Source organism: Brevundimonas sp. FV1ye7S (genome assembly GCF_058680995.1).
The window spans coordinates 2,211,377-2,236,090 of sequence record NZ_CM178726.1; the positions used below are offsets into that span (position 1 = coordinate 2,211,377).

The window sequence follows — 24,714 nt, forward strand, 5'->3', positions numbered from 1 at the left end:
CATGAGCGACGATCTTCTGTCCCGCATCACTATCGAAGACGGCAAACGCGCCGGTCGGCCCTGCATCCGGGGCATGCGTATCGCCGTGCATGACATTCTCGGGTGGCTGGCCTCCGGAATGACTGAGGCCCAGATCCTTTCCGACTACGAGGAATTGGAAGCCGACGACCTGCGGGCCGCCCTGGCCTATGCCGCGCAGGCGCTCGATCATTCGGTGGCGGCCGCTGCAGCTTGAAATTCCTGCTCGATCAGAACCTGCCCGTCCGCCTGATCGATGCGATCACCGCATTCGATCATGAGGTCGAACACGTCAGATTGATGGGGCTGGCCACGGCAGGCGACCGGGAAATCTGGGCCTTGGCGGCGTCACGGGGGGCGGTCGTCGTCAGCAAGGACAAGGACTTTCTTTTGCTGGCGCAGCGTAGCGCCAGCGGTCAGCCACTGGTCCACCTCAACCTCGGAAACTGTTCGAACGACGAACTCTACGCCATCGTGCGGCGCGACTGGACCAGCGTCGTTGCTCGGCTGACCGAGGGTGAGGCCATTCTGGAGGTCCGACCATGACCCAACGCCCCGCCGTTCTCATCATGCAGCGGCATCTCGCCCCGCTCTCGCCGATCCTGGAGAGCGCCTATGACGTCTACCGCTTCTGGGAAGGCCCGCCGATCGAGGCCGCCCATGACATCCGCGCCCTGGTCGTCGCCGGCGAGGCGCCGCTGGACAAGGCGCTGATCGAACGCCTGCCCAACCTCGACCTGATCGCCTGTTTCACCTCGGGCTACGACGGGATCGACGTCGACTGGTGCCGTGAACGCGGCCTGCCGGTCACCCACGCGCCCGGCGTCAATCACGAGGACGTCGCCGACCACGCCCTGGGCCTGATCCTGGCCGCCCGCCGCCAGATCGTCTCGGGCGACCGTCAGGTCCGGTCCGGCGGCTGGACCGCCGAGACCCGCACCCTCACCCCCTCTGTCCGGGGCCAGAAGGTCGGCGTCGTCGGCCTGGGCGCCATCGGCAAGGCCGTCGCCGCTCGCTGCGCGCCCTTCCGAATGGAGGTGGCGTGGTGGGGCCCCCGCCCCCGCGACGCCGAATGGCCCAGGGCTGAATCTCTGCTCACCCTTGCGAAACAGAGCGACATCCTCGTGGTCGCCTGCAAGGCCGACGAAACCAACCGCGGCTTGATCTCGCGCGAGGTGCTTGAGGCGCTCGGCCCCGACGGCCTGCTGATCAATGTCTCGCGGGGCCAGGTGATCGAGGAGGACGCCCTGATCGCCGCGCTGAAATCCGGCGCCCTGGGCCAAGCCGCCCTTGATGTTTTCGCAGAGGAGCCGACCGATCCGAACCGTTGGGCCGACGTACCCAACATGGTCCTGACGCCTCACACCGCCGGCGCCACGACAGCCGGCGTTCAGGGCATGCTGATGCTGCTGATGCAGAACCTTCAGGCGCATTTCGCCGGGGAACCACTGAAAACGCCCGTCCTCTAGGCGGTTTTCACTTGCATAATCATATAAGGATATCCTTATATGATCTCATGAGTCTTACCGCCGACCAGACTGTCGAAGCCCTGCGCGCCGCCGGCGAGCCGACCCGTCTGCGCATCCTGTCGCTGCTGGCCGGCGAGGAGCTTTCGGTCATGGAGATGTCGCGCATCCTCGACCAGAGCCAGCCGCGCGTCTCACGCCATCTGAAACTGATGACCGACGCCGGCCTGATCGAACGATTCCCCGACGGCGCCCGCGTCTATTATCGCCTGTCCCACGACGCCCACGCCCGCCGGTTGATCGACACTGTTCTGGACATCCTGGCCGACGACGCCGGGGAGGCGGACCACCGTCGCCTGGACGAGGTTCGCAAGGATCGCGAACAGGCGGCTGAAAGCTATTTCGAACAGATCGCCCCCCAATGGGACCGTCTTCGCTCCCTCTATGTCAGCGAAGCCGCCGTCGAGGCCGCCCTGGAAAAGGCCGTCGGCCCCGGCCCGTTCAAGCGGGTCGTCGATCTGGGCACCGGCTCCGGCCGCATGCTGACCCTGTTCGGCAAGAAGGCCAAGATGTCGGTCGGGCTGGATCTGAGCCAGAACATGCTCAACATCGCCCGCGCCAATGTCTCCAAGGCCGGGCTGAACAAGGTCGAACTGCGCCACGGCGACATCTTCGCCACCCGCCTGCCCGCCGCCAGCGCCGATCTGGTGATCGTGCATCAGGTGCTGCACTATCTGGCCGACCCCTTCGCCGCCGTGGCCGAGGCCGCGCGCCTGGTCTGCCCCGGCGGCAGGCTGGTGATCGTCGATTTCGCGCCGCATGATTTCGAACATATGCGCGAGGCGCATCAGCATCGCCGCCTGGGCTTCGCCGACCACGAAATCAACGGCTGGCTGACCGATAGCGGTCTGACGCCCTCCCCGCCGATCGCCCTGCCGCCCGACAATGAGGGCCTGACCGTGACGATCTGGACAGCGGAACGTCCCGTCAACGCATCCTTGGCCCAGGCCAGAAAGACCGCATGATGGCCGCGTCCTCCACCAATCTCGCCGAAGCCCGCGCCCTGCTGCTGTCGCCGCTGGGTCCGGTCGCCCGCGCCGGCTCGAACCATGACGCCGTGCGCGTCTCCTTCGAATTCTTCCCGCCCAAGACCGACGAGGCCGAAGCCAATCTGTGGACGGCGATCCGTCGCCTTGAGCCGCTGAACCCGGCCTTCGTCTCGGTCACCTATGGGGCTGGCGGCTCGACCCGCGAACGCACCCACCGCACCGTCCAGCGGATCATCGCCGAGACCTCGCTGCGTCCCGCCGCTCACCTGACCTGCGTCGAGGCCAGCCGCGACGAGGTCGACGAGGTCATCGCCGGCTACAAGACCATCGGCGTCGATCATATCGTGGCCCTGCGCGGCGACCCGCCCGGCGGGGGCGGCATCGGCGGCGTCTATCAACCCCGCGCAGACGGCTACGCCAACGCCACCGAACTGACCGCCGCCATCAGCCGCGTCGGCGGCTTCGACGTCACGGTCGGCGCCTATCCCGAAAAACACCCCGAAAGCCCCTCCATCGACCACGACATCGATGTGCTGAAGGCCAAGGTGGACGCCGGTGCGACCCGCGCCGTCAGCCAGTTCTTCTTCGACATCGACGCCTTCCTGCGCTTCCGCGACCGGGTGCGGGCGGCGGGCGTCACCATTCCGCTGATCCCCGGCGTCATGCCCGTGTCCAACTTCGCCGGACTGACCCGCATGTGCGGCGCCTGCGGGACCAGCATCCCCGACTGGCTGAAAGCTCACTTCGACGGACTGGACGACGATCCCGAAACCCGCCGACTGCTGGCCGCCTCCGTCGCCGCCGAAACCTGCGCCCGCCTGCACGAAGAAGGCTTCTCCGACTTCCACTTCTACACCCTGAACCGCGCCGATCTGGTCTATGCGATCTGCCGCGTGCTGGGCGTGCGTGAACAGAAGGCAGCCGCCTGATGACCTCTCCCCTCACCCGCGCCGAGCGCATCGCCGCCCTGCATGCGGCGGCCAAGGAACGCATCCTCGTTCTCGACGGGAGCTGGGGCGTGATGATCCAGCGTCGCGGCCTGTCCGAAGCCGACTTCCGCGCCAACCGGTTCGTCGCCGCCAACGGCTATGACGAGGCGCAGCAGATGAAGGGGAACAACGACATCCTCTGCATCACCCGCCCGGACATCATCTCGGACCTGCACGACCAGTATTACGCCGCCGGCGCCGACATCTCCGAGACCAACACCTTCTCAGGCACCACCATCGCCCAGGAGGACTACGCCCTGGACGCCCAGGCGGTGTGGGACATCAATCTGGAAGGCGCCAAACTGGCCCGCGCCGCCGCCGACCGCTGGACGGAAAAGGAGCCGCACAAGCCGCGCTTCGCCGCCGGCTCCATCGGCCCGCTGAACAAGATGCTGTCGATGTCGTCCGACGTGAACGACCCCGGCGCCCGCAGCGTGACCTTCGACCAGGTCTATGAGGCCTATCGCCATCAGGTGAAGGCGCTGAACGAGGGCGGGGTCGATCTGTATCTGATCGAGACCATCACCGACACGCTGAACTGCAAGGCGGCGATCAAGGCCATCAAGGACCTGGAGGACGAGGGCATGGACGCCCTGCCCATCTGGATCAGCGGCACCATCACCGACCGTTCGGGCCGCACCCTGTCGGGCCAGACGGCCGAGGCCTTCTGGAACTCGGTGCGCCACGCCAAGCCGTTCGCCGTCGGCTTCAACTGCGCCCTGGGCGCCGACCTGATGCGGCCCTTCATCGCCGAACTGAGCCGCGTCGCCGACACCCTGGTCGCCGCCTACCCCAACGCCGGCCTGCCCAACGCCATGGGCCAGTACGACGAGGAACCGCACCAGACCGCCCACTTCATCGAGGAATGGGCGGCGTCGGGCCTGGTCAACATCGTCGGCGGCTGCTGCGGCACCACGCCGGATCATATCAAGCACGTCGCCCAAGAGGTCGCGCCGCTGAAGCCGCGCGCGATCCCGGAACGACCGGTAGCCTTGCGGCTGTCGGGGCTGGAACCGTTCGAGATGGTGGCGTGATGGCTGCCCCCTCCCGCTCATCCCGGCGAAAGCCGGGACCCAGTTCTTTGGGCGATCACCATCAACGCGATGTCATCGTCCTCAATCCCAAACACCGTGCCTCCCAAAAGCACTGGGTCCCGGCTTTCGCCGGGATGAGCGGAGTTTTTGCGTGAGACCCACCTTCATCAACGTCGGCGAACGAACCAACGTCACCGGCTCGGCCAAATTCCGCAAGCTGGTGGTCGAAGGCGACTACTCGGCCGCACTGGACGTCGCTCGGCAACAGGTCGAGGCCGGCGCCCAGATCATCGACATCAACATGGACGAGGGCCTGCTGGACGGCGCCGTGGCCATGCGGACCTTCCTCAACCTGATCGCGGCCGAGCCCGACATCGCCCGCGTGCCGGTGATGATCGACAGCTCCAAATGGGAGGTGATCGAGGCGGGGCTGAAGTGCGTGCAGGGCAAGCCCATCGTCAACTCGATCAGCATGAAGGAGGGCGAACAGGCCTTCCGCGATCATGCGATCAAATGCCTGCGCTATGGCGCCGCCGTCGTGGTCATGGCCTTCGACGAGGTGGGCCAGGCCGACACCGCCGCCCGCAAGATCGAGATCTGCACCCGCGCCTACAACATCCTGGTCAACGAGGTCGGCTTCCCGCCCGAGGACATCATCTTCGACCCCAATATCTTCGCCGTGGCGACGGGGATCGAGGAGCACGACAACTACGCCGTCGACTTCATCGAGGCGGTCAAGGTCATCAAGGCTGCCCTGCCCTACGCCCGCATCAGCGGCGGGGTGTCGAACGTCTCGTTCAGCTTCCGCGGCAACGAGCCGGTCCGCAGGGCCATCCACAGCGTTTTCCTATACCACGCCATCAACGCCGGCATGGACATGGGCATCGTCAATGCGGGCGACCTGCCGGTCTATGACGACATCGACGCCGAGCTGCGTGAGGCGGTCGAGGACGTGATCCTGAACCGCCCCCAGCGGACCAATGTCTCGAACACCGAGCGGCTGGTCGACATGGCCCCCCGCTACAAGGGCGAAAAGGGTCAGGCCCGCGTCGTCGATCTCAAATGGCGCGACCAGCCGGTCGGCAAGCGGATCGAACACGCCCTGGTCAACGGCATCACCGAGTTCATCGAGGCCGACACCGAAGAGGCGCGCCTGGGCGTCGAACGTCCGCTGCACGTCATCGAAGGTCCGCTGATGGACGGGATGAATGTCGTCGGCGACCTGTTCGGTTCGGGCAAGATGTTCCTGCCGCAGGTCGTGAAATCGGCCCGCGTCATGAAACAGGCCGTCGCCTGGCTGGAGCCCTATATGGAGGCCGAAAAGGCCGGCAAGCCGCGCGAACAGGCGGGCCGAATCCTGATGGCCACGGTCAAGGGCGACGTCCACGACATCGGCAAGAACATCGTCGGCGTCGTGCTGCAATGTAACAACTACGAGGTCATCGACCTGGGCGTCATGGTCCCGGCCGACCGCATCCTGGACGCCGCCGTCGAGCACAAGGTCGACATCATCGGCCTGTCCGGCCTGATCACCCCCTCGCTGGACGAGATGGTCTTCGTCGGCGCCGAGATGGAACGGCGCGGCTTCGACATCCCCCTGCTGATCGGCGGCGCCACCACCAGCCGCACCCATACGGCGGTCAAGATCGAGCCCGCCTATCGCCGCGGCTCGACCACCTATGTCGTCGATGCCTCGCGCGCCGTCAGCGTCGTCTCGGGCCTGCTGTCCAAGACCGACCGCGCCAAGAACGAAGCCGCCACCCGCGACGAATATATCCGCATCCGCGAGCAATACGCCCGCGGCCAGGAGGTCAAGGCGCGCGCCACACTGGCTCAGGCGCGCGAGAACCGCTTCCGCATCGACCCGACCCAGCCCATGCCCGGCAAGCCGTCCTTCATCGGCGTGAAGGCCTTCGACGCCTGGGACCTGAAGGACCTGGCCGACCACATCGACTGGACCCCCTTCTTCGCCAGTTGGGAGTTGATCGGCCGCTATCCGCTGATCCTGGAGGACGAGATCGTCGGCGAGGCCGCGCGCGACCTGTTCGAGGACGCCAAGCTCATGCTGAAGCGGATCATCGATGAGAAGTGGTTCACGGCCAAGGGCGTGGTCGGCTTCTGGCCCGCCCGCGCCGACGGCGACGACGTCATCGTCTTCGCTGACGAAAGCCGAGACGCGGAGATCGCCCGGTTCCACACCCTGCGCCAACAGATCAAGAAGTCGAACGGCAAGCCGAACCTGGCCCTGTCCGACTTCATCGCCGAAGAAGGCGACGACTATATCGGCGCCTTCGCCGTCACCGCCGGCCACGGCGAACTGGAGATCGCCAAACGCTTCAAGGACGCCGGCGACGACTATTCCGCCATCCTCGCCACCGCCCTGGCCGACCGCCTGGCCGAGGCCTTCGCCGAGCGGCTGCACAAGGAAGTCCGCACCCAGCTCTGGGGCTATGCCGCCGACGAAGCGACCAACATCGACGACCTAATCACCGAACAGTACCAGGGAATCCGCCCTGCTCCCGGCTACCCGGCCCAGCCCGATCATACGGAAAAGGCCACCCTGTTCCGCCTGCTTCAGGCCGAGGACAACGCCGGCATGGCCCTGACCGAAAGCTTCGCCATGACGCCCCCCGCCTCGGTCTCGGGCCTCTATTTCGGCCATCCGGGCAGCCACTATTTCGGCGTCGGCAAGATCGACCGCGATCAGGTCGAGGACTACGCCCGCCGCAAGGGCTGGGACGTCGCGACTTGCGAACGCTGGCTGGCCCCCATCCTCAACTATGATCCCTACGCGGCCAAACGCGAAACGGCGGCCTGAGCCGAGGCTCAGACCGCCGTCTAGACGTCTTGAGGTTTGCCCTGATCAGTTCGGCGCGGCTGTCGCCGGCGCACCCGTCTCGGTCAGACCCACATCGGCCAGGGTCGCCGGCGGGGTGGTGATATTGGCGCGGATGCGACGCGCGGCGTGTTCGCACCGGCCCGGGAGGCCATAGAACAGGCCGAACGACTGGCTGCGCGCCGCCTCGTCCTGCGTGGCCAGAAGCGCAGCCCACTGGGCCTTGGCCGACGCGGCGGCTTGCTGCGCAGCGGCCTTGGTCGCGGCGGTCTGACGCGGTTCTGCGGCGGCCAGGGCGCTGCGGAAATCCTGCGCCTCCAGACGACCCAGACGCACCAGTTCGAGATCCTCCGGCGAATGATCGGTCAGGCTCTCACCAAGATCGGCATGGCCCGTGACCAGGGCGTCGCACCAGGCCACCAGCGGATAATCCTGCGTCGGCGCCCCGCGCGGCAGCGGCCGGGCATAGGCCATCGCCTCGCGCACCTTCAGGGCGTCGGCGGTCTCGGCCGAGCGCGCGCCGGTGACGATGGGGCCGTCCTGATTTTGGCTCGGCCCTTGCCCCGGGGTCTGGGCCTGGGCGGTCGCACCCGCGAGAGTAATGATGGCGGCGAGCGCGGCTGCGGAATTCTTCAATTTTGGCATCCCTGTACTATGAGCCCCCCGGCCCATTCTCGGCACCGTAACGCTTGACCGCCGGAATGGTTTTTCTGCGGCCACAAAAAAGATAGGGCGGCCAACCCAAAGGTTGGCCGCCCCGTCCGACTTGACTGAATGTGAGCTTAGAAGCTCGCGGTCACGCTGATGAAGGCGTAACGGCCCATCGCATCATAGACTTGCGGATAGGTGTTGTTGTTGCCCGTGGTGCCGACCGAGTAGGACAGCGGCGGGTCGTTATCGAGGATATTGTTGACGCCGCCGCGAACCGTGACGTTGTCACGCAGCTGCCACGACCCGTTCAGATCGAAGTAGTGCTGCTCTTCCAGGGTGCTGTCCAGACGGGTGGTGACGCCCGAGTCCAGATCGACTGCGGAGATGTAACGCCACGTCAGGCCAAGGTTCACGCCTTCAACCGGAGTACCCCAAGAAACAGCGGCGCGATGACGCCATTCCGGAGAGGCCGCGATATCGTTCGCCGCACAAGTATTGCCGAACTTGCCCGCGCAATCGAAGACATCGAGGCCCGTGTCGGTTTCCAGCTTCTCGAGCCAGGTGCCCGTGAAGCTCAAGCCAATCGTACCCCAGTTGGATACGCCCCAGTCTTCGAGCGGCAGATTATAGCCGCCGACGAAATCGATACCCGAAGTCGCCAGGCCGCCGATGTTGGTGTTCCGGTCTTCGATGTAGCCGTCGCCTGACCAGAAGTTTCCATTATCGTTTCGGTTGATAAGGTTACAGGCGCCCAGGTCTCCCAATGTGTAGCAATAGGTCGCGATATTCGCCCCGCCGAGAGGCTGAATGAGGTTCGTGATTTTAATGTCGAAGTAGTCGATCGACATATTGAAACCAGGCAGGAAGCTCGGGGTAAAGACAATACCAAAGGTGGTTGTCTCTGAATCTTCAGGGCTCAGAGTGGAAGTACCGCTTTGAAGACGATTATACTGTCCAGCATCATTGCTCAGGAAGCCGCTGTTGGCTTGATCCAGGGTCACTTGCCACGGGTTCGTTCCGATACATGCCGCATTGCCTGCATAGGTGGCGGCGCTGGTTGCATCGCAAGGATCGACGTCAAGATCGAACAGATTGAACCCTTCGGCCGTGAAAAGATCGATGACGTTGGGGGCCCGTGTGGCCGACTGATAGCTCGCGCGGAATCGGATGTCGGAGACGGGGGCGTAGTCCATGCCGACCTTCCAAGTGTCGGTCTTGCCGCCAAGCGCATAGTCCGACGCGCGATAGGCGCCGTCCACGGTGATCGAATCTGCAAAGGGCAGGCCCTCGACGATCGGCATCTGGAACTCGCCGAACAGATCGTAGGTGGACTGGGCGCCGCCGAGTCCGATGGTGGGTCCGCCTTGCCCAGCCCCGTCGCCCGTCGAGTAGGTCACGTCAGTCACCAGATCGAGCGCGTCCCGACGATACTCGGCGCCCAGCGCCACTTGCAGGCCGCGAGAGGCCCACGGCGACACGACGCCGCGCTCCGTCAGATCGCCGGTAACCGACGCCGTGACGACCTGCTGCTCGGTATAGCCCGTCATCACCAGGGGCACCTGGAGGTAATCCAGAGTTTCCTGTGTCACGCCTCCGGCAGAGAAGACGTTGTAAGGGACGCAGTTTGGATCAGTCCCATCCAGCACCGAAGAACAAACCGGAGCGCCCGAAACCGGATCAGCAACGACGTCCAGCGCACGCGTCAGGCGAGCGACCGAGAACTCGTTCCGGTAAATCTGCGAGAGCTTGACCTTGGCGTATTGGGCCGAAACTTCATAGCTCCACGCATCATCAAGATCACCGCGCATCCCGATGACCCCGCGATAGGACGTGTAATCGAGGTGCGACTGACGCCCCCCCCCTTCTACGTTGCGACGAAGGATGTAGAGATCGGTGTCGGTCCCAGCCGCGATGTCTGCCGGCGTGCAGCCGATCCCTGCCGCCTGACTGGCTGACAGCAGCGGATTGTCACAGTTGATGGTGGTCGTGTTGCCGAAGTTGCCGGATGGCGCGATCTGAGCGACCGATTGATAGTCGCTGAACATCAACTGAGTGAAAACCTCAATCTTGTCGTTGACCTGGTAATGGCCCATGGCGCCGAGATTGTAGCGTTCGTCAGGACGTTGGTAGTAGTTCAGAGGGCCGAAATTATAGGCGTCTCTTGCCGCGCTGTACGGTATGAAGTTTCCGGACGCATCAAGCGTGTAGTTAAAGTTCGCGAAATCCGTAAACCGACCAGGGAAGGACGTACTAGAGCCACCGCAGGTAAAGCTGCCCGCGTCTTCACCACCCAAGGAGCACGACGCGTAGTCGTAATCGCGCCCCAGAACCTTGTTGTTCTTACGATATCCGGCATAGGCCGTGATATTGCCCTTCCCGTCAGGCGAGCTCACACCCATGATGGCGGTGATCTCCCGGCTGAAACCGGTCTGCACATCGTCGTCCGGCAGTTGGAACTGCGACGGGTTGGTCGCACCGCGCCCCTCGATCACCGAGCGCAGATTGCCCGGGCCATCGTAATCATTGTGGTGGAGGTACTGGCCGTACTGGGCCGTGATCTCGAGGCCTTCGAAGTCCTTCTTCATGATGAAATTGACGACGCCGGCAATCGCATCCGAACCGTAGACGGCCGAGGCGCCCCCGGTCAGCACTTCGACGCGCTCAACCAGTTGGGCCGGGATCTGGTTGAGGTCGGCGGCCGCATCCAGTGGCGAACCATACGCCATCCGCTTGCCGTCGATCAGCACCAGGGTGCGGGTCGCGCCAAGGTTCCGCAGCGAAACCGTGGCGGTGCCCGAGGCGCCGTTGGACACGGTCGAATTCTGAGCCGCAAAGGCTTGCGGCAGCTGGGTGACCAGATCTTCAACGCGACTGACGCCCGATTCACGCACGTCCTCAGCCGTAACCTGGGTCACCGGGCTGGTCGTGGTCAAATTCGCTTGGCGAATGCGCGAACCCGTGACGACGATTTCCGACACCGACGCCGGTTCGTCCTGAGTCGATTGGGCTACAGCAGGCGCCGCCATACCGATGGCGGCGAAGCCTGCGATCATGGTCGATGCCAGCAGACGTCGACGCTGGTTCTGTGATCTCACGTTGATAACCCTCCAAGGTTCAAATCGCGTTCGGGGCCAAGGACTCCGAAGACATTGCTTGTCGCATCTCCGTTTCCGGCGTGACACGAACAGTGAAGTGTTGGCCCGCCTTCGTCCGCGCCGCCATGCTAATTACACAATGGCAACCCCATTGTGGCAGGACTGTCGTAAAATCGCCACGCCATAGACACCTCCGGCGCGAAGATGCAGAATCACCGTAATCTCCGAGGCAAATTGGTTATATTTTCTCTTTTCTGAGCAAATGGAGGCGGGAATTTGCGGTACTTTATGGCAGCCTTGGTCGGTATTTCAGCCACAATCTTCGCAGGATCAACGGCGGCCGCCCCGGCGCAAGAAGGGGAGCGAGCGGAAAGGCTCATTGATCTCACCCGCTGTCGCGAGGTCACGCGGGACGCAGATCGCCTTTTGTGTTTCGATCGCGCGGTCGCAGCGCTCGAAGCGGCCGAGCGCACTGGCGAAGTCGTCGTGCTTGATCGAGCGCAGGTGCGCGAAACGAACCGCCAGTTGTTTGGGTTCCAGATCACCAATCCGTTTGCGGGACGCACAGACCTGTCCCCGGAGCCGCAGATCGAAGCGATCGAGACCACGCTGCTTTCCGCCAGCCCCTCCGGCGAGGGCAAGTGGCTGTTCCGGCTGGCGGACGGATCCGAATGGCGGCAGATCGATTCAGGCGCTGTCCGCTTCAGAAGTCGTGAAGGTGAGCCCGTGCGCGTTCGCCGGGCATCGCTGGGAAGCTATATGCTGACGATCTCCAACAGCCGTGCTGTTCGCGTCCGTCGGCAGTAGACGTCATCGCTGAATCGCCACCCGACTGGCGTAGGGCGCCGGCTCCGGCGTGCAGGAGGCGGCGATCAACTGCGTCGCCATGAGACAGAGAAGGGCCGCCGCGATGGGCTGGAGCCGATTTGAGACAGCGAAGGCGATTGATCGGGCCATGGCGGGCGCTCCGGCAAGGGTTACCAAGAGGTTAAGGCAAGGCCCGCGCCAGATGCGGACAGGTCGGTGATGATTCCCTTCGTGCGTGAGTTCGACTTCGCCTATGGACGGCGCGACCAGGTTTCGCCCCTGATCCAGCGGGTGATCGCGTCCAATCCGGGGCCGTTCACCTTCACCGGAACCGGGACCTATGTGGTCGGACCGCCCGAGGCGGGATCAGCGGTCGCGGTGATCGATCCGGGGCCGCTGGACCCGGCGCATCTGGAGGCCTTGCTGGCTGCGGTCGAAGGGCGGACGGTCAGCCATTTGCTGGTGACCCATACGCACCGCGATCACGCTCCCCTCGCCCGCCCCTTCGCCGAGCGGACCGGCGCCGTAATCCTGGCCGCCCGGCCGCCGGCGCAGGAGACGCACGCCTCGGGCGGGCTGGACGAGGATGAGGACGCGGTCTTTGCGCCCGATCAGGTTCTGACGGGCGGCGAAATCATCGAGGGCGACGGCTGGACGATGGAGGCGATGTTCACGCCGGGCCATGCGTCAAATCACATGGCCTTCGTGCTGAGGGAGGAAAACGCCCTGTTCAGCGGGGATCACGTCATGGGTTGGGCGACGACGGTGGTGGCGCCCCCGGACGGAAACATGCGTGATTACATGGCCAGCCTGGATGCGGTGATCGCCCGGGACTTCGCCACGCTGTGGCCGACGCACGGGGCGCCGGTGACGCAGCCCGCCCCCTTCCTGGCCGCCTATCGCGCGCACCGGCTGGAGCGGGAGGCCCAGGTGCTGACGCGGCTGCGGGCGGGGGACCGGAGCGTGGCGGAGATGGTGCCGGTGCTCTATGCGGCGGTGGATCAGCGGCTGTGGCCTGCGGCGTCGCTGTCGGTCCTGGCCCATCTGATCAAGCTGGTGGAGGACGGGGCGGCGACGGCAGAACCGGAGCCGGGCCTGGGGGACGTGTTCCACCTGGCCTAGCGGATCTCCTCTTCCAGGGCGGTGACGATCCTGTTCATCAGGCGGCAGGTCGCGCCGCCGTCGGGGCGGGAGTCGCGGGCGGTGACGCGGATGTCGGTGCGGCCGGGGCGGATGCGGACGACGGCGTCATAGGCGAAGCCGAACCAGGCGCCTTCGTGAACGCCCTCGACCTCGAAGGTCGAGGCGCGGACGATCGGGAAGCCGGCGTCGACCAGGGCCGAGACGGCCTGCTGGGCCAGGACCTGGGTCGGGATCGAACGGGCGGCCGAACAGGATTCGGGGCCGGTCACGCCGGAGGCGTCCGGATGCAGGGCCGCCAGGCGACTGTAGGCCGGGGGTTCGGCCACATTGGTGCTGATGTCGCGCGGGGACGGCTGGGCCAGCCGCTGTCCCTGATGCAGAAACGCCGCCAGGGTCGCGCCGGCCAGGACCAGGGCGACGACGGCGAAGATCCAGCGCCGGCCGAGGTCTCGCAGCGCCAGGGCCAGCACGAGAAGGGCGGCCGCCGTCCCGACCCAGGCCAGGCCTCGCGCCACGGTCCAGGTCAGCAGGTCATAGGTGACGGCTCGATCGACGCCGCCGAACAGGGTCGCCGCCATGGCCGCGACCACCAGGACCGGGGCGACCGCCGTCAGGGCGGTCAACCCCGGGATCAGGGCGGGGACAGGCTTTTTCGACGACATCGGCGCTCCGGATCTTCAACCAGGCTGGATCTCTGGCAAGCGGTAGTCCTTCATCCGCTCGCGTAGAAGCTTCTTGTCGATCTTGCCGGTGGCGCCCAGCGGAATCTCGTCCACGGCGACCACGTCGTCGGGCATCCACCATTTGGCGATCTTGCCATGCAGGAAGGCGAGATGCTCCTGCTTGTCCAGGGTCTCGCCGTCCTTGAGCCGCACGATCAGGACCGGCCGTTCGTCCCATTTGGCGTGGGCGGCGCCGATGACGGCGGCCAGCTCGACCTTCGGGTGGCCGACGGCGATATTCTCGATCTCGATGGAGCTGATCCACTCGCCGCCGGACTTGATCACGTCCTTGGACCGGTCGGTGATCTGCATGAAGCCCAGGTCGTCGACCGTCGCCACGTCGCCGGTGTCGAAGAAGCCCTCGTCGTCGACGATGTCGCCCTCCTCGCGGAAATAGGCGCGGGCGACGGTCGGACCCTTGACCATCAGATGGCCGAAGGTCACGCCATCGTGCGGCAGGGCCGCCCCGGCGTCGTTCTTGAGCTTCAGCTCGACGCCCAGCGGCGGCGTGCCCTGTTTGACGCGCCATTTCAGCTGTTCCTCGAACGGCTTGTCCGCCAGTTCGGGGGTCATGTTCGACAGGGTGCCGATGGGCGAGGTCTCGGTCATGCCCCAGCCCTGCAGCACCTCGATCCCATAGTCGTCGTGGAAGGCGCGGATCAGGCTTTCGGGCACGGCGGAGCCGCCGATCAACACGCGCTTGACCGTCGAGAGCCGCAGGTCGTTCTGCTTCATATGGCCCAGCAGCCCCTGCCAGACGGTGGGCACGGCGGCGGAGAAGGTGACCTTTTCGCTCTCCAGCAGTTCGTAGATCGAGGCGCCGTCCATCTTGGCGCCCGGCATGACCAGTTTGGCGCCGGCCGCCGGTCCGCCGAAGGCGATGCCCCAGGCGTTGGCGTGGAACATCGGCACGACGGGCAGGATCACCTCGTTGGGCGTGGCGCCCAGGACGGTGGACTGCAGGCCCAGCAGGGTATGGATGAAGTTCGAGCGGTGCGAATAGAGCACGCCCTTGGGATGGCCCGTGGTGCCCGAGGTGTAGCACAGGCCGCAGGCGGTCTGTTCGTCGAAATCGCCCCAGACCACCTCGGCCGACTGACCTGCGATCACCGTCTCATAGGCCTCGGCCCGGGGCAGAGTCGTCTGCGGCATATGGGCGTCGTCGGTCATGATGATGACGCGCTCGACCTTGGGCAGGTGCGGCAGGATGGCTTCCAGCAACGGTACGAAGGTCAGGTCGGTGAAGATGACCCGGTCCTCGGCGTGGTTGATGATGTAGACCAGCTGCTCGGGAAACAGGCGCGGGTTCAGGGTGTGGCAGACCGCGCCGATCCCCATGACGCCGTACCAGGTCTCGATATGTTTGTCGGTGTTCCAGGCCAGGGTGGCGACGCGGTCGCCGGGCGCGATCCCCCAGGCCTTGAGGGCGTTGGAGACGCGCCTGGCCCGGTCGTGAATCCGGCCATAGGTGGTGCGGACGATCGGCCCCTCGACCGAGCGCGTCACCACCTCGCGGTCGCCGTGCCAGTGTTTGGCGTGGTCGATGATCTTGTCGACCGTCAGCGGCCAGTCCTGCATCAAGCCCAGCATGTCGTTTCCTGTTCCTATGGATGCGTCTGCTCGAGGCGACGCTTGCCCGGACGCTAACTTGGTTATCGGCGATAAGCAACGTGACCGAGGGAAGGGCCGGCGCGACGGATCGCCCCCGGATCGTCTGGCGGGGGCTGCTCGCGCAAGCCGCTGTGGCGCAGGCTTCGCCGACGTTCTAGAAGGCCGGCCATGACCATATTGATCGCGATCACGGGGGGCTCCGGCTCCGGCAAGAGCACCCTGGCCGAGGCCCTGGTCTCGGCCCTGCCGGAGGGCAAGGCGGTGCTGGTGCGCGAGGATTCCTATTATCGGGACGCGGCCTCCCTGCCCGGCTTCGACGCGGCCACCTTCGACTTCGACGATGTGGCGGCGCGCGACCACGCCCTGATGATCGCCGACCTGATGGACCTGAAGGCCGGGCGGCCGGTCACGGCGCCGGTCTATTCCTTCATCCATCACGGCCGCGAGCCGGGCGGCGAGCCGATCCCCGCCAGCCAGGTGGTGATCGTCGAGGGCACCCATGTGCTGTGCACCCCCGAACTGACGGCCCTGTTCGACATCCGGGTCTTCGTCGACACCCCGTCCGACATCCGTTTCATTCGCCGCCTGTTGCGCGACCAGTCCGAACGCGGCCGTTCGGCGGATTCGGTCGTGGCCCAGTATCTGGCGACGGTGCGGCCGGGCCACGAACGGCTGACCGAGCCGTCGCGCACCCATGCCGACTTCATCATCGCCGACGCCACAGCGGCGGTGCGGCTGGAGGATCCGCAGGCCGTGGTGCGCCTGGCCGCGCCGGTCCTGGCCCATCCGCTGCTCCAGCCGCTGCTGGAGGCCTAAAACCAGGGATCGTCGTCCGCGAAGACGGCGCCGGCGGCGGCCCGTTCGGCCTGGATGCGAACCTGCTCCGCCGCCTCAGCCCACTTGTCGGCCAGTATGGCGTCCATCCGGGCGCACTGGATGACCAGTTCCGCCCGCAGGCGGTCGTCTTCCGCCTGTTCTTCAGGACTGCGCCTTTCCGGCGGCGGCAGGCCGCGGCCAGGTCTGGGACGAGGGGGTCTGGGACGGGCCATCAACGGCTCCTTTCAGGACAGGTCTGATCGTCCTCGCGCTTTCGCTGCGAAGTTCTGGAGGGCTGGGCGGGGCGCCGGGCCTTCGCCCGGAGTTTTGTGTTTTGAGTACCGTTTCGACGAAGGTTTGACGCCCCGCGCGAATGGTTGGCCTGCAAGCTCGGGGCGCCGAGCGGTGGCGGTCTTATCGCCTAACCCCATAAGCCTGCGACGGGTCGGCGGTCCCTGCGAAGAACCGTCCCGAGTGCGATCGAGTATCCCCCTCGACCCTCCGGCGACGTCCTGAGACGCCGTCGGCGCGGAGGAGTTGCACCCCCGCTCCCGTTCCATCCGCTCTCGCCGCCGCAAGGTCGCAGGCCTTACGAGCCCTCCAAGCGACGAGACCGGGCGTGATTATAGGGGACGGGGAAACCCTGGCGGGGAAGTCGGGGCGAGAATCTGACAAGGGATTGGAATCGTTACGGCAGGACCAGCGTCATTGTGACAGTTGGCGCCGTTCGGGCCCCCTCCGTCTCGCCGGCTTCGCCGGCGATCCACCTCCCCCAGGGGGGGAGGATTTTGGTGTTCGCATTCCTCCCCCCTTGGGGGAGGTGGCGCGGCGCAGAGCGCCGTGACGGAGGGGGCGACTCCGGCGGTGATGATGACCCTTGCTGGCTTCTGGAAGAAGACTTCCCTCTCCGACCCTGGTCCGCTGCGCGGACGCGGGGGATGGTCTCTCCCGCAAGCGGGAGAGGGTCTGGGGCGCGGAGCCGGCGTTCTACTGCGTGGTGACCGGCAGGGTGTCCTCGGCCCGGCCGTCGCCATGGGGCGCGGTGACGCCCAGCATGCGGGCCAGGAAGGGCTGGACATCGACGCTGTCGAGGTCGGTCAGGCGGCGGCCGGGGATGACGCCGGGGCCATGGGCGATGAACAGGGCCTGCATCTCGGGCGCCTGATTGTCATAGCCGTGGGCGCCGCCGGGCCGCGTGACGGGCCGGTCGCGCGTGGCGGTCAGCCAGCCGGTCTCGACCAGGCAGACGATCCGGGCCACGCGCGGATTCGAGCCATAGACCAGGCGGGCGGGGACATCGGCCTTGTTCCAGCATTCCATGTGCGGATGACGCCCGACCAGCTTCTGCTGCACCTCGGCCTCGCGGCCCGGCGCGGGGTCGGCGGTCAGGACCGCGCCGCCATAACCGATCTGGAGCGCCGCCGGATCGATGATGTCGTCGATCCACACCACCCGGTCCGGCGAGGTGGCGGCCATGCCGTGGTCGGACACGAGGACCAGAAGCGTTCGGTCATAGAGTCCCCTCGCCTTCAGACCCTCGACCAACCGACCGATGGAGGCGTCCACCGAGGCGACGGCGGCGCGGGTCTCGGCCGCATCCGGCCCATGACGGTGACCGGCGCTGTCGACGATGTCGAAATAGAGGGTCTCGAACCTCGGCCGCTGATCGGCGGGCAGGTCCAGCCACGACAGGATCCGGTCCACCCGGGCGTCGCCCGACATCGACTGGTCGAAGGGCTCCCAACGACTGGGCCGGACACCGTGGATGTCGACCTCGGAGCCCGGCCAGAACATGGTCCCGGTGCGGACGCCCGCCTTCTCGGCCGAGACCCAGATCGGCTCGGCCTGGTCCCAGAAGCCGCTCTCCTTGCTGGCCATGGTGAAGACGCCCAGTTCGGCGTCGGTGAAGCGGTTGCCGACGATCCCGTGGTGGTCCGGGTGCAGGCCCGTCACCAGCGTATAGTGGTTGGGGAAGGTCACGCTGGGAAAGGACGGACGCATCGGCCCGAAGGCGCCGCCGGCGACCAGGCCATCCATGACCGGCGTCGCCCCCCGGCCCAGATAGTCGGGGCGGAAGCCGTCGATGGAAATCAGAATCACCGGGTCCGGACGGCCGGCCTGAGTCGCAACGGCCGAAACGACCGGGGATTGCGTGACCGGAGCGGTCGAGGCCGGCGCCCCGGCGCAGGACGCAACCGCCAGTGCGGCGACGAGCGCCAGGCCGGAAACCAGGAAGCGGGACATGGGCGAACTCCGAAGCGACATGGAACCATTGCCTAAACTTAATGGACGACAACCGCGCGACGGCTTGTCGGAACGGCGTTCGCGGGCCAAGCTCGCCTCATGGAAACCGTCATCGAAATCCGCGGCCTGACCAAGACCTATGGGACGGTCAGGGCCCTAGACGGCCTGACCCTGTCGATCCCGCGCGGCGGGGTCTATGGCATTCTGGGGCCGAACGGCGCCGGCAAGTCGACCCTGTTCCGCACCCTGCTGGGCCTGATCCGTCCGACTGCGGGCGAGGCCACGGTCATGGGCGGGCGGATCGGCGATCCGGCGGCGACGCGGCGCATGGGCGCGATGATCGAAACCCCGCGCTTTCCCCCCTTCATGACGGCGCGCCAGGTGCTGGTCTGGCTGAGCTACGCCCACGGCGGCGTGCCGACCGCCGAGATCGAGGCCTGGCTGAAGCGGGTCGGCCTGGCCGAGGCGGCGGACCGGCGGGTGCGCGGCTTCTCGGTCGGCATGCTGCAGCGGCTGGGCGTGGCGGCGGCCCTGATGACCAGGCCCGACCTGGTCATCCTGGATGAACCGACCAGCGGCATGGATCCGCCCGGCATCCAGGAGATGCGGGCCCTGATCCGCAGCCTGGCCGACGACGACGGCGTGACCGTCATCCTGGCCAGCCACCAGTTGCAGGAGGTCCAACGCGTCTGCGACCGCGTCGCCATCTTCAACAAGGGCAAGGTGATCACCGAGGGTCGGGTCTCGGACCTGACCGCCTCGGGCGAGCGGCTGCGCCTGTCGGTCACACCCCTGGCCAGGGCCCTGGGCGTGCTGGGCGACCGGGCGACGCTGGACGGCGACGCCCTGATCGCCGCCGTGCCGCGCGCCGAGGCGGCGGCGACGATCCGCGCCCTGGTCGAGGCGGGGGTCGAGATCGAGGAGGCCCGCTGGATCGGCGCCGACCTGGAAGACGTCTTCATGAGCGAGACCGGCTGGACCGGGGTGCAGGGCGCGCCTGTGAAGGGGACCGATCATGCTGGTTGATGCGCTGAAATCCGAGGCCTATCGCGTCTCGCGGAACCGGACGGCGGTCTTCTGCAGCGTCCTGCTGACGCCGCTGCTGTTCATCATCGGCGGCGTGGCCTTCCACATCATCACCAAGACCAAGGGCGACGCCCTGGCGGCCAAGGCCAGTCTGCCCGCCGAGATGGGAAATCAGCCGGTCAATCTGGCGGACGCCCTGGGCTTCACGGCCACCTACGGCGCGAACGGCGTGCTGCTGGCCTTCATGCTGCTGGCGGCGGCGACCGTCTACGCCGGCGACTATCGCTGGGAGACCTGGCGTCTGATCAGCGCCCGCAACGGCCGGCCCTGGCTGATCCTGGGCAAGATCGGGGTGATGAAGGCCCTGGCCATGATCGCCATGCTGGCCATGCTGGTCGCCGCCTTCATCTTCTTCATCTCCCAGGCGGTGGTGACCGGGCGGCCGATGGCGTTCGACCTGACCGATTTCGACCTGGGCCAGTTCCTGCTGCTGTGGCTGTTGTCCCTCATCCGCATCGTCCAGTACGGCCTGATCGCCCTGCTGGCGGCGGTGGTCAGTCGCTCGCTGCTGGCGGCGCTGTTCGTGCCCTGGGCCCTGGGCTTCGCCCAGTCCATCCTGGGCGGGCCGCTGACGCCCGTGATCGGCTGGGCGCCGACCGACTGGGCCGCCCAGCTGCTTCTGCCCGGCCTGGCCTATGACACGCTGAAGGCCGCCGTCTCTCCCGGCCCCATGCCCATGCCCGAAGGCGCGGTCATGAAGGCGATCGTCAGCCTGACCCTGTGGTGCGTCGTGCCGGTCGCGGCCTCTATCGCCTGGTTCCAGCGTCAGGATCTGTCGAAGGAATAGGCGGCGGGGGGCTGAGCGCGCCTTCCACCACCAGCCAGTCGCGGAAGGCGTCCACAGCGGCGTCCCGGCGGCCCTCGGGACACAGGAAGGCGAACCAGGACGGACGTTCGACAAAGCCGAAGGGGGCCGCCAGCCGCCCCGCCACGACGTCCGGCGCCACAAAGGCCCAGGGCGCGATGGCGACGCCCATGCCGGACACGGCGGCCTCGACCATCGAATGGTTATGGGCGAACTCGCGCTCCACCCTGGCCGGGGGCAGGTCCAGCCCCACCAACTCGGCCCAGGCCGGCCAGGCGCGACGGAAGGTGGCCGAGCGCAGACGCGGCGCGCCGGCCACGGCCGCCAGGGTGGGAAGCCCCGCCATCAGATCCGGCGCCCCGACCGGTCCCTGATGCTGGGGCAGAAAACGTGTCGCCTGGGCGCGCGGATGAACCTCGTCCGGCTCGACGATGCGGATGGCGCCGTCAAACCGGTCGCGCCGATAATCGACCGGCGAATAGGATTCCGACAACCGCACCCGCACCTCGGGATGGGCTTCCAGAAACCCCGGCAGGCGCGGGATCAGCCATTTCAGCGCGAAGGTGCCCAGGCAGGAGATCTCGATCTCTCGCGCGGCGCCGTGGCGGGTCGCCTGGACCGCGTCGGCTATGGCGCCGAAGGCCGGGGTCAGGCGCTCGGCCAACTGCGACCCCGCCTCGGTCAGGACCAGAGCGTGACGGGGGCCGGACACCAGCACCACGCCCAGCGAGGCCTGCAGGGCCGCAATCTGGCGACTGACCGCGCCATGGGTGACGCAAAGCTCGGCGGCGGCGCGGGTCATGCTGCCGTGGCGGGCGAAGGCCTCGAAGGTGCGCAGGGCGTTCAGGGGCGGCGGCGCGGCGGGCTTCATGTGATTTCCCCTCACAGACCCCTGCCCGCTTAATCGATTTCGGCCTCCAGGGAAATCGGCTCCAAGCTGGTCATGCCTCAGTTCGACCCGCCGCCGCGCCCGCCCCGACGCACCCGCCTGGACAAGATAGTCTACGGCCTGTGCGTTCTGCTCATATGGATCCTGGCCCTGGCCGAGGTCTTCACCCGTTAGAGCCGTTTCTCCATGAAGACGTCGGCGCGGGCGTAGGGGGTCGGGCGGGGCGGCAGGTGGATGAAGCCGAAGCTTTCGTACAGGGCGATGGCCGGCTTCAGGGCGCTGTTGGTCTCCAGATACAGCAGGGTCGCGCCCGCCGCCTCGCAGGCCTCCAGCAGACGCCGCGCCAGGCCCAGACCGCGCGCGGCGGGCGTCACCGTCATCTTCGACACTTCAAAGCCGTCAGGAATACGGATCAGGGCGCAGCAGCCGACCGCCTCCCCGTCCCGTTCGGCGATGAAGATCCTCCCGCCGCCAGCGATGAAGACCCCGTGCGGATCGTCGATGGAGCGCCGGTCCTTGGCCTCGATGGCGAAGCCGCCCTCGGCCAGCCAGGCCTCGTTCAACCGGGCCCAGGCGGCGGCGTGGTCGGGGCGATAATCGACGATGGCGACGGTCATTCCCGCCTCTTGCCCCATGTCCAGTCAAAGCAAAAGGGCGGCCGGATCGATCCGGCCGCCCTTTCGAACATCAGTCTCGTCGTCGCCTTCGAAGGCCAGGACCGGACCGGAGTCCTTACCCTTGGCTTCGACGTCATGATCGACGAACTCGATCACGACGTCGGCTTGCCCAGAAGCTTTACAGCCGGCCGCCGCCGCCGGCCGGCAGTTCGGTCAACGGGAAGCCAGACACCGCACGTTTTTGCGCCTCAGCCATGCCCTGATCTGACGGCGTGGGAACATCTTTCATCAACGACCGGCAGATCTGCCATTCAGGCTCATAGTCATATGTCGAGGGATCCTCCACAACCGCTCGGAACTCCTGCATCCAGCTGTCGGAAAGTAACCAACGATCCTCGACCTTAGGCGCCCGCAGGCCCTCCTCGTTCGTTTGGCAGCGAATTCGTTCAAACCGATCCCGAGCCAGCCCCACGAACATAAGCCGGCGCGCGCGTTCGACATCTCTGTTGAGTTTGAACCAAGCCGAGGCCTCGACTGCGCACCGCTTGCCATCGCGCCACACCTGATCAGCAAGTTCTGCCCCGCTTGTCGCATCCCGATCAACGGACTTGACCTTCATACAGTTGGCGAGGGTGTAAAACTGCTGATCCAACTCGTAGTCGCTTGCGGTCGGTGGGCTGGGCGCCAGACGCGCTTGCGCAGCCGGGGCTGCGGTCTTCGCCTGTCTGCGCTTCTCAGCCTGATCGGCCTGATCGGCCTTAGCGTTTTTGCGATCCTCATCCCAATAGGCAAGTAAGATTGGCCACGTTATCGCCAAGGTGACCACGCCCGCTATGAGAGACGGCTGACCAGTCTGGATTTCCTCATAACGCACCGTGCGCGCTCGCGAAGTTTCGAAACACACATCTCGTATTTCGCCGCCGATCTCACCACACACCCAGCCCTTTAGCTCATGGGCTGAATACAAACTCAGCTCGGCACCGTCATCCAGTTCGACTTGACCAACAAAGCTCTGGTCAAACCGCGCCCGAGCCTCATCAAACGATTGTGTGACCTCAATTTTTTCGTGTCCACGACCACATCCAGTCAGGACCGTTGCTATAGAGGCGGCGACCAGTAAACGAGAATGCGGCATCGAACGAGCTCCGGCGAATAAGGCTCGCATATCAGGCAGGGGTAAACAAAAGGGCGGCCGGATTGCTCCGGCCGCCCTTTCGAACATCAGTCTCGTCAGAGACGAAAGGCTTAAGCCTCGTCGTCGCCTTCGAAGGCCAGGACCGGACCGGAGTCCTTGCCCTTGGCTTCGACGTCGCGATCGACGAACTCGATCACGGCCATCGGGGCGTTGTCGCCGTGGCGGAAGCCCGCCTTCATGATGCGGATATAGCCGCCGTTACGCTCGCTGTAGCGCGGGCCGAGCGTCTCGAACAGCTTGCCGACCTGCGGCACGTCGCGAACCTGGCTGATGGCCTGACGACGGGCGTGCAGATCGCCCTTCTTGGCCAGGGTGACCAGCTTCTCGACGAAGGGACGCAGTTCCTTCGCCTTGGGCAGGGTCGTGGTGATTTGCTCGTGCTTGATCAGCGAGGCGGCCATGTTCGCGAACATGGCGGTGCGGTGGCTGGTCGTGCGACCGAGTTTACGATGGGCGGCGCCGTGGCGCATCTGGGTCTCTCCTACTCCGGAACCGGTATCCCAACAGGGACCTGGAACCGTAATCTTCTAACCGCCCCGGCATTCTCCCGAGGGAGACGGGCGGAGGGTTGAACTTAGATCTGGTCGTCGAACTTCTTGGCCAGATCTTCGATGTTTTCGGGCGGCCAGTTCGGCACGTCCATGCCGAGGCTGAGGCCCATCGTCGCGAGAACTTCCTTGATCTCGTTCAGCGACTTGCGGCCGAAGTTCGGGGTGCGAAGCATTTCGCCCTCGGTCTTCTGGATCAGGTCGCCGATGTAGACGATGTTGTCGTTCTTCAGGCAGTTGGCCGAACGGACCGACAGCTCCAGCTCGTCCACCTTCTTCAGCAGGGCCGGGTTGAAGGGCAGGTCGGGCTTGCCGTCCGACTGCTCGACAGCCTTCTTGGGCTCTTCGAAGGTGATGAAGATCTGCAGTTGGTCCTGCAGGATGCGCGCGGCGTAGGCCACGGCGTCAACCGGCGTGACCGCGCCATTGGTTTCGACTTCCAGCAGCAGCTTGTCGTAATCCAGCGACTGGCCCTGACGGGTCGGCTCGACGCGATAGGCGACGCGCTTGACCGGCGAATACAGGGCGTCGACGGCGATCAGGCCGATCGGCGCATCTTCCGGACGGTTCAGCTCGGCGGCGACGTAGCCCTTGCCGTTCTGGACGGTCAGTTCCATGCGGACCGACGCGCCGTCGTCCAGGGTGCAGATGACGTGATCGGGGTTCAGAACCTCGATGTCCGCCGGCACGTCGATCTGGCCGGCCGTCACGGCGCCGGGGCCCGTGGCGCGCAGGGTCATGCGCTTGGGGCCTTCGGCGTGCATGCGCAGCGCCAGTTGCTTGATGTTCAGGACGATGTCGACCACGTCTTCCCGAACGCCTTCCAGCGACGAGAATTCATGAACGACGCCGTCGATCTGGATGGCGGTGACGGCCGCGCCTTGCAGCGAGGACAGCAGAACGCGACGGAGCGCGTTGCCGAGCGTCACGCCGAAGCCACGTTCGAGAGGTTCGGCCACCAGGCGCGCCTTGCGCTGGGCGTCGGAACCGATCTCGATCTGCGGCTTCTCGGGACGGATCAGCTCTTGCCAGTTTCTTTCGATCATTTTGTCCCTCGAACGGGTTTCGTAGACTCCGGCCTTGTCGACGAGGC

General features: G+C 66.0%; 24 protein-coding genes. 12 read left to right on the top strand and 12 right to left on the bottom strand.

Going from position 1 to position 24,714, the window contains the following annotated elements:
- Position 1: 1 nt before the first annotated feature.
- The 7 genes from ACW18C_RS10700 (at position 2) to metH (ending at position 7,374) form a co-directional block, all read left to right on the top strand.
- Complete coding sequence (locus ACW18C_RS10700; RefSeq protein WP_035308849.1) at positions 2-235, top strand: DUF433 domain-containing protein; 234 nt, start codon at positions 2-4, stop codon at positions 233-235.
- Positions 232-564, top strand: a complete 333-nt coding sequence (locus ACW18C_RS10705; RefSeq protein ID WP_492070849.1) for a DUF5615 family PIN-like protein — start codon at positions 232-234, stop codon at positions 562-564. Before ACW18C_RS10700 ends, ACW18C_RS10705 begins: the two co-directional genes overlap by 4 nt.
- Entirely contained in the window at positions 561-1,487 is a 927-nt protein-coding gene (locus ACW18C_RS10710; RefSeq protein WP_492070851.1) for a 2-hydroxyacid dehydrogenase, read from the top strand. The genes ACW18C_RS10705 and ACW18C_RS10710 overlap by 4 nt, the downstream gene beginning before the upstream one ends.
- Before the next feature lie 47 nt (positions 1,488-1,534).
- Positions 1,535-2,509 (top strand): ArsR/SmtB family transcription factor, encoded by a 975-nt coding sequence (locus ACW18C_RS10715; RefSeq protein WP_291754398.1) that lies wholly within the window; start codon positions 1,535-1,537, stop codon positions 2,507-2,509.
- Complete coding sequence (gene metF, locus ACW18C_RS10720) at positions 2,509-3,462, top strand: methylenetetrahydrofolate reductase [NAD(P)H] (protein ID WP_040350142.1); 954 nt, start codon at positions 2,509-2,511, stop codon at positions 3,460-3,462. Before ACW18C_RS10715 ends, metF begins: the two co-directional genes overlap by 1 nt.
- Positions 3,462-4,556 carry a homocysteine S-methyltransferase family protein gene (locus ACW18C_RS10725; protein WP_492070852.1) on the top strand — a complete coding sequence of 365 codons (1,095 nt, stop codon included), beginning with the start codon at positions 3,462-3,464 and terminating at the stop codon, positions 4,554-4,556. Before metF ends, ACW18C_RS10725 begins: the two co-directional genes overlap by 1 nt.
- Positions 4,557-4,707: 151 nt before the next feature.
- Positions 4,708-7,374 (top strand): methionine synthase, encoded by a 2,667-nt coding sequence (metH, locus tag ACW18C_RS10730; RefSeq protein WP_492070854.1) that lies wholly within the window; start codon positions 4,708-4,710, stop codon positions 7,372-7,374.
- Between the two features lie 45 nt (positions 7,375-7,419).
- On the opposite strand, the gene ACW18C_RS10735 is transcribed toward metH, so the two are convergent.
- Together ACW18C_RS10735 and ACW18C_RS10740 are read right to left on the bottom strand one after the other, a co-directional pair.
- Positions 7,420-8,028 (bottom strand): hypothetical protein, encoded by a 609-nt coding sequence (locus ACW18C_RS10735; RefSeq protein WP_492070856.1) that lies wholly within the window; start codon positions 8,026-8,028, stop codon positions 7,420-7,422.
- 146 nt (positions 8,029-8,174) lie between these two features.
- Complete coding sequence (locus ACW18C_RS10740) at positions 8,175-11,096, bottom strand: TonB-dependent receptor domain-containing protein (protein WP_492070857.1); 2,922 nt, start codon at positions 11,094-11,096, stop codon at positions 8,175-8,177.
- A 318-nt stretch (positions 11,097-11,414) separates the two neighbouring features.
- Between ACW18C_RS10740 and ACW18C_RS10745 the strand changes: the two genes are divergently transcribed.
- Both ACW18C_RS10745 and ACW18C_RS10750 read left to right on the top strand, forming a co-directional pair.
- Positions 11,415-11,945, top strand: a complete 531-nt coding sequence (locus tag ACW18C_RS10745) for a hypothetical protein (protein ID WP_492070858.1) — start codon at positions 11,415-11,417, stop codon at positions 11,943-11,945.
- 219 nt (positions 11,946-12,164) lie between these two features.
- Entirely contained in the window at positions 12,165-13,067 is a 903-nt protein-coding gene (locus tag ACW18C_RS10750; RefSeq protein WP_492074007.1) for an MBL fold metallo-hydrolase, read from the top strand.
- Here the strand turns inward: ACW18C_RS10750 and ACW18C_RS10755 are convergent.
- Together ACW18C_RS10755 and ACW18C_RS10760 are read right to left on the bottom strand one after the other, a co-directional pair.
- Positions 13,064-13,750, bottom strand: a complete 687-nt coding sequence (locus tag ACW18C_RS10755; RefSeq protein ID WP_492070859.1) for a DUF1499 domain-containing protein — start codon at positions 13,748-13,750, stop codon at positions 13,064-13,066. The two genes, ACW18C_RS10750 and ACW18C_RS10755, sit on opposite strands and share 4 nt — an antisense overlap.
- Before the next feature lie 15 nt (positions 13,751-13,765).
- Positions 13,766-15,400, bottom strand: coding sequence for a long-chain-fatty-acid--CoA ligase (locus tag ACW18C_RS10760; RefSeq protein ID WP_492070861.1), 1,635 nt, complete (start codon positions 15,398-15,400; stop codon positions 13,766-13,768).
- A 189-nt stretch (positions 15,401-15,589) separates the two neighbouring features.
- On the opposite strand from ACW18C_RS10760, the gene udk reads away from it, so the two are divergent.
- Positions 15,590-16,237 (top strand): uridine kinase, encoded by a 648-nt coding sequence (gene udk, locus ACW18C_RS10765; RefSeq protein WP_492070863.1) that lies wholly within the window; start codon positions 15,590-15,592, stop codon positions 16,235-16,237.
- Here udk and ACW18C_RS10770 read toward each other — a convergent pair.
- Entirely contained in the window at positions 16,234-16,470 is a 237-nt protein-coding gene (locus ACW18C_RS10770) for a hypothetical protein (protein ID WP_008258972.1), read from the bottom strand. The two genes, udk and ACW18C_RS10770, sit on opposite strands and share 4 nt — an antisense overlap.
- A gap of 754 nt (positions 16,471-17,224) precedes the next feature.
- Positions 17,225-18,481: an alkaline phosphatase family protein gene (locus ACW18C_RS10775; RefSeq protein WP_492070865.1), complete on the bottom strand. Its 1,257-nt coding sequence runs from the start codon at positions 18,479-18,481 to the stop codon at positions 17,225-17,227.
- A gap of 99 nt (positions 18,482-18,580) precedes the next feature.
- Between ACW18C_RS10775 and ACW18C_RS10780 the strand changes: the two genes are divergently transcribed.
- Together ACW18C_RS10780 and ACW18C_RS10785 are read left to right on the top strand one after the other, a co-directional pair.
- A complete protein-coding gene (locus tag ACW18C_RS10780; RefSeq protein ID WP_008260680.1) occupies positions 18,581-19,507 on the top strand; it encodes an ABC transporter ATP-binding protein in 927 nt (308 codons plus the stop codon).
- Positions 19,497-20,354, top strand: a complete 858-nt coding sequence (locus tag ACW18C_RS10785; RefSeq protein WP_492070867.1) for a hypothetical protein — start codon at positions 19,497-19,499, stop codon at positions 20,352-20,354. The genes ACW18C_RS10780 and ACW18C_RS10785 overlap by 11 nt, the downstream gene beginning before the upstream one ends.
- Here ACW18C_RS10785 and ACW18C_RS10790 read toward each other — a convergent pair.
- The 6 genes from ACW18C_RS10790 to ACW18C_RS10815 form a co-directional block, all read right to left on the bottom strand.
- Positions 20,314-21,243 carry a LysR substrate-binding domain-containing protein gene (locus ACW18C_RS10790; protein WP_492070869.1) on the bottom strand — a complete coding sequence of 310 codons (930 nt, stop codon included), beginning with the start codon at positions 21,241-21,243 and terminating at the stop codon, positions 20,314-20,316. The two genes, ACW18C_RS10785 and ACW18C_RS10790, sit on opposite strands and share 41 nt — an antisense overlap.
- Before the next feature lie 188 nt (positions 21,244-21,431).
- Entirely contained in the window at positions 21,432-21,878 is a 447-nt protein-coding gene (locus tag ACW18C_RS10795) for a GNAT family N-acetyltransferase (protein WP_492070870.1), read from the bottom strand.
- Between the two features lie 24 nt (positions 21,879-21,902).
- Entirely contained in the window at positions 21,903-22,034 is a 132-nt protein-coding gene (locus tag ACW18C_RS10800) for a hypothetical protein (protein ID WP_492070872.1), read from the bottom strand.
- A 22-nt stretch (positions 22,035-22,056) separates the two neighbouring features.
- Positions 22,057-23,013, bottom strand: coding sequence for a hypothetical protein (locus ACW18C_RS10805; protein WP_492070873.1), 957 nt, complete (start codon positions 23,011-23,013; stop codon positions 22,057-22,059).
- 110 nt (positions 23,014-23,123) lie between these two features.
- Entirely contained in the window at positions 23,124-23,543 is a 420-nt protein-coding gene (gene rplQ, locus ACW18C_RS10810) for a 50S ribosomal protein L17 (protein WP_035307159.1), read from the bottom strand.
- 104 nt (positions 23,544-23,647) lie between these two features.
- Positions 23,648-24,667, bottom strand: a complete 1,020-nt coding sequence (locus ACW18C_RS10815; RefSeq protein ID WP_183194957.1) for a DNA-directed RNA polymerase subunit alpha — start codon at positions 24,665-24,667, stop codon at positions 23,648-23,650.
- Positions 24,668-24,714 lie beyond the last annotated feature (47 nt).